Annotated in this window: 16 protein-coding genes, 1 tRNA gene and 1 other RNA gene; 5 read left to right on the top strand and 13 right to left on the bottom strand. The window is 40.2% G+C overall.

Features of this window, described 5'->3' with window-relative positions; genetic code table 11:
* Positions 1-167: 167 nt before the first annotated feature.
* Genes L6410_RS03860 through L6410_RS03850 form a run of 3 tightly spaced genes read left to right on the top strand, consistent with a single transcriptional unit; the run spans position 168 to position 2,042 of the window.
* The gene (locus L6410_RS03860) at positions 168-542 is read left to right on the top strand and encodes a GntR family transcriptional regulator (protein WP_024396256.1); all 375 of its coding nucleotides are present in this window, start codon (positions 168-170) and stop codon (positions 540-542) included.
* Complete coding sequence (locus L6410_RS03855; protein ID WP_024392693.1) at positions 535-1,260, top strand: ABC transporter ATP-binding protein; 726 nt, start codon at positions 535-537, stop codon at positions 1,258-1,260. Before L6410_RS03860 ends, L6410_RS03855 begins: the two co-directional genes overlap by 8 nt.
* Complete coding sequence (locus tag L6410_RS03850; protein WP_024396258.1) at positions 1,260-2,042, top strand: hypothetical protein; 783 nt, start codon at positions 1,260-1,262, stop codon at positions 2,040-2,042. Before L6410_RS03855 ends, L6410_RS03850 begins: the two co-directional genes overlap by 1 nt.
* 54 nt (positions 2,043-2,096) lie before the next feature.
* Here the strand turns inward: L6410_RS03850 and add are convergent, their stop codons facing one another.
* The 3 genes from add to ssrA form a co-directional block, all read right to left on the bottom strand.
* Complete coding sequence (gene add / locus L6410_RS03845) at positions 2,097-3,113, bottom strand: adenosine deaminase (protein WP_419580010.1); 1,017 nt, start codon at positions 3,111-3,113, stop codon at positions 2,097-2,099.
* 139 nt (positions 3,114-3,252) lie between these two features.
* Positions 3,253-3,340 (bottom strand) — tRNA-Ser (locus L6410_RS03840).
* 2 nt (positions 3,341-3,342) lie between these two features.
* Positions 3,343-3,690, bottom strand: a transfer-messenger RNA (tmRNA) gene (gene ssrA / locus L6410_RS03835).
* Between the two features lie 108 nt (positions 3,691-3,798).
* Here ssrA and L6410_RS03830 point away from each other — a divergent pair.
* Complete coding sequence (locus L6410_RS03830; protein WP_172085777.1) at positions 3,799-4,392, top strand: TVP38/TMEM64 family protein; 594 nt, start codon at positions 3,799-3,801, stop codon at positions 4,390-4,392.
* Between the two features lie 57 nt (positions 4,393-4,449).
* On the opposite strand, the gene aguB is transcribed toward L6410_RS03830, so the two are convergent.
* The 9 genes from aguB to dnaG form a co-directional block, all read right to left on the bottom strand.
* Positions 4,450-5,325, bottom strand: a complete 876-nt coding sequence (gene aguB / locus L6410_RS03825) for an N-carbamoylputrescine amidase (protein WP_237396677.1) — start codon at positions 5,323-5,325, stop codon at positions 4,450-4,452.
* Positions 5,326-5,375: 50 nt separating this feature from the next.
* Positions 5,376-6,479 carry an agmatine deiminase gene (gene aguA, locus L6410_RS03820; RefSeq protein ID WP_172040266.1) on the bottom strand — a complete coding sequence of 368 codons (1,104 nt, stop codon included), beginning with the start codon at positions 6,477-6,479 and terminating at the stop codon, positions 5,376-5,378.
* A complete protein-coding gene (gene nspC / locus L6410_RS03815; protein WP_172075631.1) occupies positions 6,476-7,603 on the bottom strand; it encodes a carboxynorspermidine decarboxylase in 1,128 nt (375 codons plus the stop codon). The genes aguA and nspC overlap by 4 nt, the downstream gene beginning before the upstream one ends.
* Positions 7,604-8,863, bottom strand: a complete 1,260-nt coding sequence (locus L6410_RS03810) for a saccharopine dehydrogenase family protein (RefSeq protein WP_170239141.1) — start codon at positions 8,861-8,863, stop codon at positions 7,604-7,606.
* Positions 8,860-9,720: a polyamine aminopropyltransferase gene (gene speE, locus L6410_RS03805; RefSeq protein ID WP_024392685.1), complete on the bottom strand. Its 861-nt coding sequence runs from the start codon at positions 9,718-9,720 to the stop codon at positions 8,860-8,862. The genes L6410_RS03810 and speE overlap by 4 nt, the downstream gene beginning before the upstream one ends.
* A gap of 2 nt (positions 9,721-9,722) precedes the next feature.
* Complete coding sequence (locus L6410_RS03800; RefSeq protein WP_172075632.1) at positions 9,723-11,171, bottom strand: aminotransferase class I/II-fold pyridoxal phosphate-dependent enzyme; 1,449 nt, start codon at positions 11,169-11,171, stop codon at positions 9,723-9,725.
* A 528-nt stretch (positions 11,172-11,699) separates the two neighbouring features.
* On the bottom strand, positions 11,700-12,023 hold the full coding sequence (locus tag L6410_RS03795) for a metal-sulfur cluster assembly factor (protein WP_024392443.1): 324 nt from the start codon (positions 12,021-12,023) through the stop codon (positions 11,700-11,702).
* A 421-nt stretch (positions 12,024-12,444) separates the two neighbouring features.
* Positions 12,445-13,563, bottom strand: a complete 1,119-nt coding sequence (gene rpoD, locus L6410_RS03790) for an RNA polymerase sigma factor RpoD (protein ID WP_024392442.1) — start codon at positions 13,561-13,563, stop codon at positions 12,445-12,447.
* Positions 13,564-13,565: 2 nt separating this feature from the next.
* Positions 13,566-15,353, bottom strand: a complete 1,788-nt coding sequence (gene dnaG / locus L6410_RS03785) for a DNA primase (protein ID WP_024392441.1) — start codon at positions 15,351-15,353, stop codon at positions 13,566-13,568.
* A gap of 161 nt (positions 15,354-15,514) precedes the next feature.
* Between dnaG and mscL the strand changes: the two genes are divergently transcribed.
* Entirely contained in the window at positions 15,515-15,880 is a 366-nt protein-coding gene (gene mscL / locus L6410_RS03780) for a large conductance mechanosensitive channel protein MscL (protein WP_024392440.1), read from the top strand.
* A gap of 102 nt (positions 15,881-15,982) precedes the next feature.
* On the opposite strand, the gene galE is transcribed toward mscL, so the two are convergent.
* Entirely contained in the window at positions 15,983-16,996 is a 1,014-nt protein-coding gene (galE, locus tag L6410_RS03775) for a UDP-glucose 4-epimerase GalE (RefSeq protein ID WP_024392439.1), read from the bottom strand.
* Positions 16,997-17,065 lie beyond the last annotated feature (69 nt).

Raw genomic sequence — 17,065 nt, 5'->3', positions numbered from 1 at the left:
CAACCTATCTTCACCATATTTTCAATTTAAAAATCATTCTAACCTCTTATTTATTGTCAAAAATACATCTTGATAAAACTTTTCTCTTGCAGTCCAAGAAATTTTATTGTATTATGTATATAGAACAAAAATACAAACATAACCTAACCTATAGAGAGGCACTAATCATGGCTTGGAAATTTGATAATAACATCCCAATATACATCCAGATAAGTAATACCATAAAATTACAAATAGTAACAAACCAATTAAAATCAGGAGACAAACTTCCTACTGTCCGAGATTTAGCTGAGACTGCTGGTGTAAACCCCAACACAGTCCAACGGGCCTTGTCTGACTTAGAAACAGAAGGATTCGTTTACTCCGTTAGAACCACTGGCAGATATGTGACAGATAACGACGAACTAATCCGGCGAACTCGTCTCCGATTAGCACAGAATGAATTAGATAATTTTGTTACAAATATGCTTGATTTAGGTTTCAAGCAAGACGAATTAGTTAAACAACTAGATGATTTCTTGAAGGGAGTTTCTTATGAATAATGCGTTTACACTGGTCGAGTTACAACAAGTTTCCAAGTCATATGGAGGTGCTGTCGCACTGAACAATGTTAACTTGAAATTACCAGCTGGAAAAATAATTGGCTTGTTAGGTCCAAATGGTTCAGGAAAAACAACCATGATTAAGATTATCAACGGCTTACTTCAACCTGAGTATGGTCAAGTTCTCATTAATGGTCGTACCCCCTCACCAGAAACAAAAGCTATCGTTTCCTATCTTCCAGATACAACCTATTTGGACGAACAAATGAAAGTAATTGAAGCTGTACATTTTTTTGCAGATTTTTACAAAGATTTTGATATGGAACGTGCCTGCACCCTCTTAGCGGAGTTGCAAATTGATTTGAATAGTCGAATGAAACATCTCTCAAAAGGGAACAAAGAAAAAGTTCAACTGATATTGGTTATGAGTCGACAAGCGCAATTGTATGTATTAGATGAACCAATTGGCGGAGTTGATCCTGCAGCACGTGATTATATTTTACGTACGATTATCAATAATTATTCTCCGACGGCTTCCGTTATCATCTCTACTCATTTAATTGCTGATGTTGAACAAATATTAGATGAAGTCATTTTCCTACAGTACGGTAGTGTTATCCGACAAGGGAACGTAGATGATTTGAGAATTGAAACAGGAGAATCTATTGATTCACTCTTCCGTCAAGATTTTAAAGCAGAACATGTAAGGGGATTGTAATGTTTAAAAAACTATTAAAATATGAATTCAAATCCGTTGGAAAATGGTATTTAGGAATCTACTTGGGAGTCATTATTCTTTCAGTCGTATTAGGTTTTTGGATACAGGCTTTGGTATTAAAATCAACTACATCTGCTGTGAATACTGCAAACGCAGAAATGTTCCTTTTCGGTACTTCATCAATGGTATTCGGTATTCTAATTGCAGCGCTCTTTCTATCAACTTTCGTTCTGGTCATCAACCGTTTTAGAAGCAATATTTACGGAAGACAAGGATACTTAACCATGACCCTTCCTGTCAATAGTCACCAACTGATCCTTAGTAAACTAGTTGCCTCTTTAGTATGGTACTTCTTGGCAGGAATAACTGCTCTCCTAGCTATTGGAATAGTAATCAGTTTCGTGCTTATGTCAACGAATGAATTATTAATTCCTGAACTGCAATACGTGTTTCAGCAAGTTGATATCGGTGTATTCATCGCATATGCTCTTAGTACATTGATTGAGAGTATAAGGGGAATCCTACTTATCTACTTCTCTATTTCAGTTGGTCAACTATTTCGAGATCATCGATTACTATTTGCCATTTTAACTTACATCGGTATCAGTATTTTGTCAGGCTCAATCAGTATGTTCTATTATATCAACCAAGGAGATGTATATGCAGAGACTATTAGCTCTTTATATCCAAATCCATTCTTTGTATTATTAAATATTGTCTTGGCCTTTGGTTATTACTTTGGTACCCATTATATCATGACCAAGAAGTTGAACCTACAATAATAAAAAGCTCTTCCCATGTCACTCGGATGTGGTCTAGAGCTTTCTTTTTACAGGTTATTGTTGGTAGGCTAGTGAAAGGAAGTGTAATAATATTTCCTTTTCTTGCTCACTAGCAAAACTTGCTTGAATGGCGTGACGATTAAATTGATAAAAATCTTCTTTAGTTGTATCGAAATGTTCGACAAACAGTTGGTACTCTTTATTTAAGTTTGTATTTGAAACGGTTCGATTATCGGTATTGATTGTGATTTTTGCTCCCGCCTCTATCAGTTGAGAATAAGGAAAGCTTGACAGTGATGAGGCAGCTCCAGTTTGGAGGTTTGATGTTAGACACATTTCGACCGTTGCTCCACTATGAATAAGTTCCTGAATAACCTCCGGGTTCTTATAGAGGGCGGTCCCGTGTCCAATCCTCTTAATACCAAGTGCCAGAGCATGGGCAACATTGGTCACACAGCCACATTCACCAGCATGAAATGTGATGGGGTAGCCCAAGGATTGTGTAAATTGGATAAGCTCTTCTAAATCCTCCGTTGGATATTCTGCCTCATTTCCTGCAAAATCAAAACCAACTAAGCCTTTAGGAGCCAAATCTGCAATGGCTGAAAAGATTTCTTTAGTCTGGCTTGGATTGGTTTGTTTTAATCCACAGACCAATAATTTAGCCATAATATGAAAATCTTTCTGAGCGCGCTCTAATCCAGCCAAAACTGCTTCTACGGCCTCTAGGACAGTGAGACCTCCATCCGTTGATAACTCGGGTGCAAAACGAATTTCAATATACAAAATATTATCCATTGCAGCTTGTTGCACAACATCGTACGCAGCTAACTCGAGAGCCTTAGAAGTTTGTAACAGTGGACGAATAAAATCAAACTTTTTCAAATAGGTCATCAAACTATCCACCTTGCCATCAACACTAACTAGCTGACGTAAATCACTATCTTCTTCTGGGAGAGAGATACTAGCTAATTGAGCAAGTTTTTGAATAAGTGAAAGCGACAATGAACCATCTAGATGACAATGCAACTCGACTTTGGCTAATTTCTGAACATTCAATAGTCTTTCCATCTCTTTCATGAGTATATTGTTACTTATCATACCACATTTTACTTAAAAATCAAGTTGTATGTGCCTTAAAATGAACGTTTTTGATGGAAAGACTCGTTTGAAAAATAAAAAAGAACGATTTAAAATCGTTCTTGCAATACGGAAGACATGGGATTCGAACCCACGCACGCTGTTACACGCCTACCGCGTTTCCAACACGGCCTCTTGAGCCTCTTGAGTAATCTTCCATATATGGAGCTGGTGGGAGTCGAACCCACGTCCAAACACCTGCTAACTTATTCGTCTACAACCATAGGTTATGTCTTACTTTAACTTGGACTTGATACATAACTCAAACCGAGTACAAGCGAGTCAGTAAATCTCTTTTGGAACAGCCTGACTCAATTCCAACGTAGCTTGTAAAATTAAGACCAATCAACAAACACAAGCAATTTGTGAATGGTCACGCAGGCAGGTTATTAAGCTGCTAATGCGTAAGAATTTGTATTTTTTGCAGTTATATTTAACTGGCATTTTTACATCTGCCGATGAGTTGCAGAACAAGCCTCATAATGCCTGTCGAATCCGTAACAACCCCGTGGGTTAGATACGAGAGTTATTATATCAGATTCTTGAACGAATTGCAAAAAATATTTATTTATGTTCCTAAATTTTAATTACAAAAGAAATATGGTAGAATGAAATTATGTATAAATTCTTTCAAAAAGTTATACAAGTTCTAAGTGTGCTTGTATTGATCGGAACAGCTATATTCCTTTTTTGGCTTTACAAAATTGGAATATTAAATGATCAGAATGCATTATCCAATTTATTACAAAATCAAGGTGTCTATGGCAGCTTAACTTTCATAGGATTACAAATTATTCAAGTTGTTTTCCCTATCATTCCTGGTGGGGTAACAACTGTCGTTGGTTTCCTTGTCTTTAAATTTTGGTGGGGTTTCATCCTAAATTACATTGGTATAAATATTGGAAGTATTATTTTATTCTGGCTCGCTCGGAGATATGGTAAAAAATTCTGTCTCTTATTTATGAACGAGGAAACGTTCGATAAATATGAAAAGAAAGTTGACAACAAGCGAGGTTATGAATTATTCTTCGTTTTCTGTATGTTATTCCCTTTCACTCCAGCCGATATTGTTGTGATGATTTCTGGACTGACAAGTATGAGCTATCGGAAGTTCATTTCGATTATCCTAATCTGTCGACCATTTTCCATCATTGCATACAGCTATTTTTGGATCTACGGTAGCTACTGGCTACATCATTTTTTGAAATAAAAAACTTGGTTCAATCAACCAAGTTTTTTTAGTATTTTGAAGAATTCTTTCTGCTTCTTATTCCGAAATACGTCGATACATATGCGGTCTGCGATCTCTAAAGAGTCCCCAATCCAAACGTTCACGCGCTCCCTTATCCAAATCATACGTTGCAAGCAAGACAACTTCTTCATCACGTCCCGCCTTTGTTAAAAGTTCTCCTGTCTCATCAGTCAAGAAAGAGGAACCATAGAAACACAAGCTGGAAGACTGTCCACCATTTTCGTCAGATGGCTGCACTTCTTCCAAGCCAATACGGTTAGCTGCAATAACTGGCATGATATTGGCCGCAGCGTGTCCTTGCATGGTCCGTTGCCAATGTCCTTGGCTATCTGTATCCAAAATCGGCTCTGAGCCGATAGCTGTTGGGTAAAAAAGCAATTCTGCCCCATTTAGTGCCAAACAGCGAGCAGTTTCTGGAAACCATTGATCCCAACAGATGCCAATACCAATCTTGGCATAGCGAGTTTCCCAGACCTTAAACCCAGTATTTCCCGGTGTGAAGTAAAACTTCTCCTGATAATAATGGTCGTCAGGAATATGAGTCTTACGGTAAACTCCCAAAACACTACCATCCGCATCAATAACCGCAATGGAATTATAGAGGCTATTTCCATCTTTTTCATAGAATGAAATAGGCAATACCACCTGTAATTCTTTGGCGATAGGAATAAAGTGCTGAACAGCATCATTTTCCTCTACAGACTTGGCATAGTTATAATAATCATACTGGCGTTCTTGACAAAAATAAGGACGCTCAAAGAGTTCCGGCAGAAGAATAATCTGCGCTCCCTGACCAGCAGCCTGTCTGACCAAACGCTCTGCAGTTGCCAGATTTTCAGCTAAAACATGACTGCATTGCATTTGAACAGCAGCAACAGTAACATTTCTCATTTTTTTGATCCTTTTCATAAATTCATGATGGGCAATTCAACAACGTCGTATCAGGGACATTTAGCCCCATATAATGGAATTTGCTGGGTGATACAGTGAATATTCCCACCTCCTAGCAGGATGTCGCGGGCTGGTATGCCGACGACTTTTCTGGTTGGAAAAAGCTGCGCTAGGAGATGCAGTGCCTGCGCATCATGCTCATCATCAAACTGGGGCACTAAAACCGCACCGTTGCTGACGTAAAAATTCACATAGGAAGCTGCCAAGCGTTCGCCAGCAGTCCGTTCTTCTTCCCCTTCTTCATAGGTATAGCCTGGCAAATCCTCTTCTGTTACTAGAATAGGATGTTTAGGAATAGACAGTTTATGGACGGTCAACTTTCTGCCCTTAGCATCTACTTGCTCATCCAAGTAGTCCAAATCAGCCTTGGACATAGCATATTGAGGGTCCGACTCATCATCAGTCCAAGCTAAAACTATCTCGGCTGGACCAACAAAGGCCGCAACATTGTCCACATGTTCATTGGTTTCATCATTGAAAATTCCGTATGGAAGCCAGAGAACCTTTTCAGCACCTAGACTATCTAGAAGCACTTGCTCAATCTGGTCCTTGGTCAGATGAGGATTGCGGCCTGGGCTCAGTAAACAAGATTCTGTCACCAAGATGGTTCCCTCACCGTCGCTATGGATGGCTCCTCCTTCTAGGACAAAGGGATGGGCATCGTGGACTGGCAGACCGATGGCCTGACTAAAGCGACTAGCCACCTGATCATCTGCCTCATAGTCCTGATAAAGACCATCATAGCTTCCGCCCCAAGCGTTAAAGGCCCAATCGACAGACAAAGCTCTGCCATTTTCATGAACCAAAACCGTCGGACCTGTATCACGCGCCCAAGCGTCATTGGTAGGGATGTCCAGGTAGGTTACACCATCACCCAGCATGGATTGAGCCTCCTCACGGTGTGTCTCATCCACCAAGAGATAGACCTGCTCGCTTTCAGCAATGGTTTTAATGACCTGGCTGAAGGCTTTTTTTGCCCCCTGACCATCAAAGGGCCAAGAACCTGGGCGGGTCGGCCACACCATTAGGGTACCGTGATGGGGCTCATACTCAGCAGGCATACGGTAACCCGCTGCTTTTGGACTTTCTATCATGACAACCTCCCCTTGAAATCTTCATAGCCAAAGCTTTTGATAATCCGACAGTCGCCTGTCTGATCCATCAAAACCAAACTTGGCAGACCGATGCCGTTGAAGGTATTGTTTTTTACAAAGGAATAGATGGCCATATCTTCAAAATAGAGTTTGTCACCAATCTCCACAGGCTTTTCAAAGGAATAATCGCCGATGATGTCGCCCGTCAGACAAGTATTGGAAGACAGTCTGTAAGTATAGTCCTTCTCCCCAGCTTCAAAGCCGTTTCGTAGTGGTGGGCGATAGGGCATTTCCAAGACATCTGGCATATGGCAAGTAGCCGATGCATCTAACACAAGCGTCTCAATGCCATTTTCGACAATGTCTAAAACTTCTGTCACCAAATAGCCTGCATTGAGGGCAATGGCTTCACCAGGCTCAATGTAGACTTCTAATCCATAGGTTTCATGCATGTGCTGGATAGAGGAAATCAGCAAGTCCAGATCATAATCCTCTGTGGTCACATGATGGCCTCCGCCCATATTGAGCCATTTAATACGGTGTAGATAGGGACCGAATTTGGCCTCAACAGCACCCAAGGTTGTTTTCAAATCATCCGAATTTTGCTCACAGAGGGTATGGAAATGCAGACCGTCCACCAAGTCCAGCAGGTCTTCTGAAAAGTGGTCAATACGAACACCGAAGCGAGAACCTGCTGCGCAGGGATCGTAGAGGGCATGGTCACCTTGGGTCGAGCACTCTGGATTAATCCGCAGGCCAACACTGACTCCAGCTGCTCGACATTTGTCCACGTGCTTGCGGAGTTGGCGCTCTGAGTTAAAGACGATATGGTCCGCAATTTCCAAAATCTCCTCCAAATCCGCATCCTTGAAGGCTGGAGCAAAGACATGGACTTCGCCCCCAAACTCCTCACGACCCAGCTTGGCTTCATATAGTCCTGATGCAGTTGTTCCAGCTAGGTATTGGCTGATGAGCGGATAGGTGGCATACATGGAGAAGGCTTTTTGGGCCAAAAGGACCTTACAGCCTGTGCGCTCTTGGACCGACTTGAGAATTTCTAAATTGTTGACCAGCTTGGCCTCGTCAATGACATAAGCTGGTGTTGGGACTTGATCAATTCTCATTTAGTCCACCAAAACTGGATTTTCTACTACCTGCCAAGGCAATCCGTATTGATTGAGCAAGTCCATGAATGGATCTGGATCCAATTCTTCCAAGTTATATACACCTGGTTTTTTCCAGGTTCCATCCATGACCAGCTTGGTTCCAATCATAGCAGGAACACCAGTTGTGTAAGAAATAGCCTGTGAACCGACTTCCTTATAGCACTCTTGATGGTCACATACGTTGTAGATGTAGATGGTTTTCTCCACACCATCTTTGACCCCTGTGAAAATACAACCAATATTGGTTTTCCCAACAGTACGTAGGCCAAGGCTGGCTGGATCAGGCAAGAGGGCTTTGAGGAATTGAATAGGCACTACTTCTTGTCCATTAAAGTTGATTGGGTCAGTCCGCAAGAGACCAACATTTTCCAAGCATTTCATGTGAGTCAAGTAGGATTGACCGAAGGTCATAAAGAAGCGAATCCGCTTCACACCTGGAATATTTTTAGCTAGAGATTCAATTTCTTCATGGTGGAGAAGATACATGTCTTTCTGACCCACTTCTGGGAAATCATATTCTCGCTTGATGGACATGGCTTCGACTTCCACCCATTTTCCATTTTCCCAGTAGGAACCTGGTGCTGAAACCTCACGCAAGTTGATTTCAGGGTTAAAGTTGGTCGCAAATGGGTAGCCGTGGTCTCCTCCATTACAATCTAAGATATCGATATAGTGGATTTCATCGAAATAGTGTTTCAATGCGTAAGCAGAAAATACACTGGTCACACCTGGATCAAATCCGGAGCCCAAAAGTGCTGTCAGCCCTGCTTGTTCAAAACGCTCCTTATAAGCCCACTGCCATGAGTAATCAAAGTAGGCTGTAAAGCCCTCTTCAGCACAACGTTTTTCGTAAATAGCACGCCATTCAGGATTTTCAGTATCTTCACTTTCATAATTGGCTGTATCAATGTAGTCCACACCAGTCGCCAAGCAAGCGTCCATAATGGTCAAATCTTGGTATGGGAGGGCAACGTTCAAAACAGCTTTTGGCTGGTAGCTTTCAATCAAAGCGATTACTTCTTCCACCTTGTCCGCATCCACTTGAGCAGTTTCGATTTTGACCGAAGTTTTTCCTTCCAAGGCAGCCTTCAAATCATCACACTTTGACTTGGTACGGCTGGCAATCATGACCTCTTTGAAAGTATCTTCTGCCTGACACACTTTACTGATGGCCACTTGGGCTACACCACCGCAACCAATGACTAATAAACGACTCATTTTCTTTTCTCCTCTTCTTCTAAAATGTCTTCTACATAGCGGGGCAAGAGAAATGCTCCCACATGAAGGTTAGCTGTATAATATTCTGTAAAAAGCTCGCGCGCTTTCCATTTTTCCTTATCATAATCTTCAATTGGATGGTATTTTTTAGAAGCAAATCCAAATAACCAATAACCTGCTGCTGAAGTTGGGATATGGGCTTGATAGACACGACTAATGGGAAATGATTGACTAGCCTTGCGATGCATGGAACGAAAAGCCGACTCATCTTCATCATAGAATGGGGAACCATGTTGGTAGACCATAATGCCATCTTCCTTCAAAGCCCTATATGCATTACCATAAAATTCCTTGGTAAACAACCCTTCCGTGTGTCCAAATGGATCTGTCGCATCATTGATGATAATGTCATATTCATTTTCACAATTGCGCAAGAACCGCAAACCGTCCTGCAAATAGACCTCTACACGCTCATCTTCAAGTCCTGATGCATAGTCAGGGAAATACTGACGACACACTTCAACCAACAACTCGTCTGGCTCTACTACATCAATGCGTTCGATTTCAGGATACATACTGAGAACTTGAGCAACTCCACCATCTCCACCACCTAAAATCAAGATTTTCTTAGGATTTGGATGAACTGCCATTGGTACATGTACTGCCATCTCATTGTAGACAAAGTCATCTGCATCCGAGAATAAAACACGACCATTAAGGGTTAATATTTTTCCAAAGGCTGGCGAGTCCAACACAGCTATATCTTGGTATTCGCTTTTTCCAGCATAAAGTTGTTGACTGGTGCGAATGGACAATTTTACATCAGGTGTTTGAACTTCTGAAAACCACATTTCCATGCCTATTTCTCCTTAATAACATTGATAAAATTAACATCCGGATCTTCTGTTCCTTGAACAGAACAGCCACGTTCCTTGGCAAAAATAATATAGTCTACAATTTCTTGGGTCACTCGTTCACCTGGTGCCAAAAGCGGAATGCCAGGCGGGTAGCACATAACAAATTCCCCACATACCTGTCCAACAGCATCTTGTAGCGAGAGACTTTCACGTTCTGCATAAAATGCTTGCTGAGGGGATAAGACCAATTGAGGCTGGATGTATTCCCCTGAAATTAAATCAGAACCATCACGTGAATACAAGCGCTTAATATCCGCTAAAGCACCCACCAACCGCTCAATATCTTGCAGACGGTCACCAATAGAAATATATGCCAAGATATTTCCAATATCACCAAATTCAATCTGAATATCATATTCATCTCGTAGAAGATCGTAGACTTCGATACCAGTTAAGCCAATGCCTTGTGTGTAAATAGAAAGTTTCGTCACATCAAAATCATACACTGACTGTCCATCAATCAATTCTTTCGAATAGGCATAATAACCACCAATTGCATTGATTTCTCTACGGGCATATTCAGCCATTTCTATGACTTTTTCAAAAGACTCTTTCCCACGGAGTGCTAGATTTCTCCTTGAAATATCTAAGCTAGACAAGAGTAAGTAAGATGCTGAGGTAGACTGAGTTAAGTTGATAATTTGACGAACATATTCAACATTCATTTCAGAACCTACCAACAAAAGGGAACTCTGTGTCAAACTACCACCTGATTTATGCATGGAAACAGCAGCCATATCGGCACCAGCATCCATAGCGGATAATGGAAGTTGATCAGAAAAATGCAAGTGAGCCCCATGAGCCTCATCTACTAGAACTTTCATGCCAGCTTTATGGGCCATCTCAGTGAGAGTTTTTACATCCGAACAAATACCATAATAAGTTGGATTATTTATCAAAACTGCGACTGCATCTGGATGCTCAACAATCGCCCGTGCAAATGAATCGTTCTCCAGTCCAAGAGCAATTCCAATCCTTGGCTGAACGGTCATATCAACATAAACAGGAATAGCCCCACATAAAACCAAGGCATTCAAGGCTGATTTATGAACATTTCGAGGAAGGATAATTTTATCCCCTGCCTTACATGTTGCTAAAATCATGGTCTGGACTGAAGACGTAGTTCCTCCAACCATAAGAAAAGCATGACTGGCTCCAAATGCTTCTGCTGCCAATTCTTCTGCTTCACGAATGATCGAAACAGGATGTCCTAAATTATCTAAGGGTTTCATGGAATTGACATCAATGCCAACACACTTTTCACCTAGAAGCTCAACAAGCTCTGGATTTCCGCGTCCCCGTTTATGACCCGGAACATCAAAAGGAACTATCCGTTTGCGTCTTAATTTGACCAATCCCTCATAAATTGGGGCCTGGTATTGATTTTTCATGTAGAAAAACTCCTTTGCTTTTACTTATAGTACAACATCTTATCTTTGCCCTTTTTAAACAAGTAAAAAGAGCAGGGTAAAATCCTGCTCTACAATCGTTATTGACGTTTTTTATTCTTCTCTTGAGTTTATGTGCCTACCGTTTCCTACTCTCCAGTGCAAATATATACGTACTTTATTGACCGTTTCACAAGATGACGTGTGCTTTCACCACACTAAAATTTGATGTAAGAATTAGGGTAAACCCTAAAATCAACTTATAAAATTTGAGCTTTTAACTCAATCAATAATGTGGCTTGCGCCACGCTTCGGCATTCGACCCGCCTGTCCGTAGGCTTTGGTTATGACAATTTTCTGTCCCATATAGGTCTGATATTTGCTAGAATAGGTATCGCTACTTTTCCTAGGCCTGTTTATTGTAACACGGAAACTGCCCTTTGACAAGTAGAATTTGTAATATTTTATTCAAAAACAACAAACATTCTTTAAAAAATGGTTTCGAACGTTCGAAACCATCACATATCTATACTACTTAATTCCTAATGCAATACGAGCATAACGACTCATTTTTTGAACAGTCCAAGCCGGTGACCAGACCAGTCTCACATCCACTTCAGTCACTTCTGGGACATCTTTTAAAACATCATGTATTTGATCTGTGATCAAATCAGCTAAGGGACAGCCCATTGTGGTCAAAGTCATATCAATTTCAGCTTTGCCATCAATAAAACGAATTTCATAGATTAGCCCTAGATTGATAATATCTATCCCTAGTTCAGGGTCAATCACATCTTCAAGAGCTTGAAAAATACGCTCCTGGATATCTTTAATTTGATCTTCTGTATACGCCATTTTTCAATCACTCTCTTTCTAATGTTAAAAATGCAATGAAATTTTATTTGCTCATTATCTTCCCAAAACTTGGCTATAATAGGAAAATAAGTTATTCATTCTTTATATCAAATAGTTAGCTGGGAATAGGACTGAAGTTTGAGATGAAATAAACGAAGTTTGTGTCAAATTAGTCCACTGGAGGTTACGCTCCCTTTCTAATTTCAAGGGGAGCGGTTAAAAAGGTTCCCCGAACCTTGTCCGCTTTCGTGTTTCTAGGCGGACGTTGAGAAAGCCTATCCGTAGGCTTATTCCACGCTTTCCTATTTCTAGGATCGGGTTAAAACACCAAAGGTTAGCCTGCTTTCATATTTCTGGGCAGGCGTTGAGTACGCTCGTTTCTAATTTTCAGCGAGCGGTTGATTTTGTCTCCCAGACAAAATCAATCCTCAATAAAGTCTCTGAGTGGTTTACTTCGGGATGGGTGGCGGAGTTTGCGGAGGGCTTTGGCTTCAATTTGGCGGATACGTTCACGGGTTACGTTAAAGACCTTACCAACATCTTCCAACGTGCGCATTTTACCATCATCTAAACCAAAACGAAGACGTAATACGTTTTCTTCACGATCTGTAAGAGTATCCAATACCTCATCTAGTTGTTCACGTAGTACGACACGTGTGGTGTAGTCAACAGGATTTTCAATCACTTCATCTTCAATAAAATCTCCAAGATGACTATCATCCTCTTCACCGATAGGTGTTTCAAGGGAAACTGGTTCTTGTGCAATCTTGAGAATTTCACGAACTTTTTCAGGTGTCATGTCCATACGTTCTGCAATTTGTTCTGGAGTCGGATCCTGACCTAATTCTTGGAGAAGATTACGTTGTTCACGGACCAATTTGTTGATTGTTTCCACCATATGTACTGGAATACGAATAGTACGAGCCTGATCTGCGATAGCACGAGTAATGGCCTGACGGATCCACCATGTCGCATATGTTGAAAATTTGAATCCTTTTGAGTAATCAAATTTGTCAACGGCTTTCATCAAGCCCATATTTCCTTCTTGGATCAAATCAAGAAACTGCATACCACGACCAACATATCGCTTCGCAATAGAAACAACTAAACGTAAGTTAGCTTCTGCCAGACGTTGTTTTGCTTCTGGATCACCAGCTTCTACTGCCAAGGCTAATTCCTGTTCCTCTTCGTTGGTCAAAAGTGGAACAACACCAATCTCTTTCAAATACATCCGAACAGGATCATTTACTTTTGCCGAATTACTTCCAAGCAATTCTTCATCAGATAATTCAGGTTCTTCTTCAACTTGTAATGCCCGTGCCGATGGATTACCTTCTTTATCAACAATCGAAATTCCGGCATCTTGAATACGCTGAAGCAAATCGTCAATACCATCCGCATCCAATGTAAAGGGAATGACTAATTGGTCATTGATCTCATCGTCGGTAGCAGACCCTTGCTTCTTATGGTTGCGAATAAATTCTGCAACTTGGACGTCAAAGGTTGTTACTTCAGTTTTTTTATCTTTATTATTTGTCATGCTTACTCCATTAGTTTTCTTTTATCCAGCAACTGTTGCAACTCATTAAGTGCAACATCACTATTTCCCATATGGGAGTGTTCACGAATATTTCGTGAAATTAATTGATTTTCTTTTTTTAAAAGCTCCTTATCTCGCTTATTCTCCAATTCTTCTATTTCACCCTGAGCAACTTCTTCTGGCAAACGTTCTTCCAGCATCCGATACCAGGCTTGTTGAACCGAGGCATCCATTTGAGACAATTCATAACTTGTAATTTCGCCCTGTTCACTCAGTGTTTCATAAATAACTTGAAGTTCTGGTGTAACAAAATAAAAATCATCTCGTAATCGAAATTCATTTAAAATATAAGCGTGTTCAACCATCCTATATAATAAATGGTTCTCTGTCCGAATAAGACTTGTAATACGAAGGAAAGGTTGTTCAGGAAGCAGCTTTCTTGGAACAACTTGCTCATTTCCACTACCAACTCTTGCCTGCCGTTGTTGCAGTCGTGCATTGTTGACCGCTAACTCAACTTGTGTGTAGTCAAAATCAGACAATAACTCTGCCACTTTGTATATATAAGAATTTTGAGCAGTAATGGATGGTGTTTTTGCAATAATCGGTGCAATCTTATCAACAAATTCAATTTGCATTTGCAAGTTATCAGGATTTTCAGGTTTGAGGTACTGAATTAAAAACTCAACATCACTCATCCTTGATTTTTCCAATATCTGTTGCAGTGCCTCTGGAGAATTCTTCTGTAAAAATTCATCCGGGTCCATATTATCAGGAAGCTTGACTATATCTATCTGAAAATTTTGCAATTCGTCCAGTGCTTTCATAGTTGCAGCCTGGCCAGCTTTATCTCCATCGTATGTAAGGACAACTTTTTTACAAAATTTAGAAAGGTGACCAACATGTTCTTGTGTCAATGCTGTTCCCATGGAGGCAACGGCATTTTCAATACCAGCGCGATGCGCCGCAATGACATCCAAGAAACCTTCCATCAAATACACTTCCCGTTGCTTTTTGATAGTAGCCTTAGCCTGATCCAAATGATACAGCTCATAGCTCTTATTAAAAATCGGCGTGCTGCGAGAGTTTTTATACTTGGCTAGTTGCTTATTTTCTTGGTCTTTTTTCGTCCAAATACGACCCGAGAATGCAATAACTCTACCATATTCATCACTCAAAGGAAAAATAATACGCCCTTGAAACGCATCGTAAATCATTGCGCCTTCACTTGGGTTAAATAAGCCCGACTGTAGTAAGTTTTCCTCATTGTACTCTGCTGATAATTTTTGATAAAGGATATTTTGCTCAGGTGGTGAGAGACCGATTTGAAAAGTTTGAATCACTTCATCAGTCAAACCACGTTGATGCAAGTATCTCCTTGCCTCTTCACCCATCTTCGTCGTCATTAAGAAGGCATGATAAAATTTTGCAGCATCCTTGTGTATATCGAAAAGAACCTGATGGGGATGCTGTCTTGATTCCGCCTGCTGATTAGTGGGAATGAATTCAGTTTGAAAACCAGCTTTTTCAGCAATAATTGCCACGGCATCAGCAAATGAAACGCCACGAAACTCCTCAATAAATTTGAAAACATCTCCTGATTTACCACAACCGAAACAATGATAAAACTGCTTATCTTCAACTACGTTAAAAGAAGGTGTTTTTTCCCCATGAAAAGGACATAAACCTAAATAATTACGTCCCGCTTTGGTAAGCGCAACCGACTCACCAATAATATCTACAATGTTAACCGATTGCTTAAGCTCATTTATTTTTTCTTTTGCTAACATCGGTTACCTCCATAAAATTCAGGGAATCTGCACATTTTAACATTCTATATTGTATAATAAATTTCTTGAAAAGTAAAACTTTCAAGTCGTTATACTTGTAAAAAAAAGAAAAGCGGTTATAATAGAAAAGGAAAATATTTATGAAAGGACATATTTAGGATATGTTAAAAGATTTAAAAGCATTTTTGTTCCGTGGAAACATTGTTGACCTTGCTGTAGCGGTTGTAATTGGTGGTGCGTTTGGCGCTATTATCACTTCTTTTGTGGATGACATCATCACTCCATTGATTTTGAATCCCGCTCTGAAAGCAGCAAGTGTACAAAATATTGCTGACCTTGCATGGAACGGTGTAAAGTACGGTAGTTTCTTGAGCGCTGTTATTAACTTCCTTATCATTGGTACTTCAATGTTCTTCGTTGTTAAAGCAGCTGAGAAAGCAATGCCTAAAAAAGTTGAAGAACCAGCTCCTGCTGGACCAACTCAGGAAGAATTGCTTACTGAAATCCGTGATTTATTGAAAAAATAATTCTTGATTGGAGAGACAGGTGAATCACCTGTCTTTTTTTGTAACACCAAAAAGAAGATGTGAGCACGACACCCACACCTTTATGTATTTTTAAAATCACCATTAACCCTTGTAACCATTTGGATTTTTAGATTGCCAATTCCATGTGTCTCGACACATATCTTCAATTGTTTTTTCGGTTTTCCAATTGAGTTCAGTAAGCGCCTTGTCAGCATTTGCATAACAAGTTGCTACATCCCCAGGACGACGATCAACAATTTTGTAAGGTACCGGAACTCCATTTACCTTTTCAAAAGCTTGTACGAGTTCTAATACACTTGTTCCTTGTCCTGAACCTAAATTATAAGTATATACACCTGTCGTATCCGAAATCTTTTCAAGGGCTTTAATGTGCCCAAGTGCTAAGTCAACTACGTGAATGTAGTCACGAACACCTGTACCATCAACAGTATCATAGTCATTCCCAAATACACTCAACTCTGCCCGTTTACCAACAGCTACTTGTGCAATAAATGGCATAAGGTTATTTGGGATACCAGCAGGATCTTCACCAATCAAACCTGATTCATGAGCACCAATTGGGTTGAAATAACGAAGAAGAGCAACACTCCATTCTTTATCAGAAACTTCGAGGTCGCGCAAAATCTGTTCCAACATCACCTTTGTATAGCCATAAGGGTTAGTCGCACTTGTTGGCATATTTTCCACCAATGGAGATGGATTGTTCAAACCATATACAGTAGCACTGGAAGAAAAGACAATTTTCTTAATTCCAAATTCAGCCATCACCTCTACCAGAGCAAGCGTTGACATGATATTATTTTCATAATACATTACTGGTTTTTCTACAGACTCACCAACTGCCTTGTATCCTGCAAAATGGATGGCTGCTTCAATCGATTCTTTTTCAAAAACCGAACGGAGAGCTGCCTTATCAGCTACATCCAATTCATAAAAAGTCGGTCTCTTTCCAGTAATCTCCTCGATACGATCCAAAACCAAAATACTTGAATTAGAAAGATTGTCAACAATGACTACTTCTTTACCCAATTTTAACAATTCAACAACTGTATGGCTACCAATATACCCAGCACCACCCGTTACTAAAATACTCATGCAAAACTCCTTTTTTCATGAACAATATGACTTGATTCAATTCTACATATCTATTATAAGTTAGGTAAG

Origin of the sequence: Streptococcus parasuis (assembly GCF_021654455.1) — a bacterium.
Taxonomy (GTDB): domain Bacteria; phylum Bacillota; class Bacilli; order Lactobacillales; family Streptococcaceae; genus Streptococcus; species Streptococcus parasuis.
The sequence above is the reverse complement of the archived record's forward strand: the minus strand, read 5'-3'. Positions and strand labels throughout refer to the sequence as shown.

Excerpts from the sequence above, each read along its gene's own strand:
- L6410_RS03860 (WP_024396256.1), top strand. The coding sequence starts at position 168 with ATGGCTTGGAAATTTGATAATAACATCCCAATATACATCCAGATAAGT.
- L6410_RS03855 (WP_024392693.1), top strand. The coding sequence starts at position 535 with ATGAATAATGCGTTTACACTGGTCGAGTTACAACAAGTTTCCAAGTCA.
- L6410_RS03850 (WP_024396258.1), top strand. The coding sequence starts at position 1,260 with ATGTTTAAAAAACTATTAAAATATGAATTCAAATCCGTTGGAAAATGG.
- add (WP_419580010.1), bottom strand. The coding sequence starts at position 3,113 with ATGGAAAGACTATTGAATGTTCAGAAATTAGCCAAAGTCGAGTTGCAT.
- L6410_RS03830 (WP_172085777.1), top strand. The coding sequence starts at position 3,799 with ATGTATAAATTCTTTCAAAAAGTTATACAAGTTCTAAGTGTGCTTGTA.
- aguB (WP_237396677.1), bottom strand. The coding sequence starts at position 5,325 with ATGAGAAATGTTACTGTTGCTGCTGTTCAAATGCAATGCAGTCATGTT.
- aguA (WP_172040266.1), bottom strand. The coding sequence starts at position 6,479 with ATGATAGAAAGTCCAAAAGCAGCGGGTTACCGTATGCCTGCTGAGTAT.
- nspC (WP_172075631.1), bottom strand. The coding sequence starts at position 7,603 with ATGAGAATTGATCAAGTCCCAACACCAGCTTATGTCATTGACGAGGCC.
- L6410_RS03810 (WP_170239141.1), bottom strand. The coding sequence starts at position 8,863 with ATGAGTCGTTTATTAGTCATTGGTTGCGGTGGTGTAGCCCAAGTGGCC.
- speE (WP_024392685.1), bottom strand. The coding sequence starts at position 9,720 with ATGGAAATGTGGTTTTCAGAAGTTCAAACACCTGATGTAAAATTGTCC.
- L6410_RS03800 (WP_172075632.1), bottom strand. The coding sequence starts at position 11,171 with ATGAAAAATCAATACCAGGCCCCAATTTATGAGGGATTGGTCAAATTA.
- L6410_RS03795 (WP_024392443.1), bottom strand. The coding sequence starts at position 12,023 with ATGGCGTATACAGAAGATCAAATTAAAGATATCCAGGAGCGTATTTTT.
- rpoD (WP_024392442.1), bottom strand. The coding sequence starts at position 13,563 with ATGACAAATAATAAAGATAAAAAAACTGAAGTAACAACCTTTGACGTC.
- dnaG (WP_024392441.1), bottom strand. The coding sequence starts at position 15,353 with ATGTTAGCAAAAGAAAAAATAAATGAGCTTAAGCAATCGGTTAACATT.
- mscL (WP_024392440.1), top strand. The coding sequence starts at position 15,515 with ATGTTAAAAGATTTAAAAGCATTTTTGTTCCGTGGAAACATTGTTGAC.
- galE (WP_024392439.1), bottom strand. The coding sequence starts at position 16,996 with ATGAGTATTTTAGTAACGGGTGGTGCTGGGTATATTGGTAGCCATACA.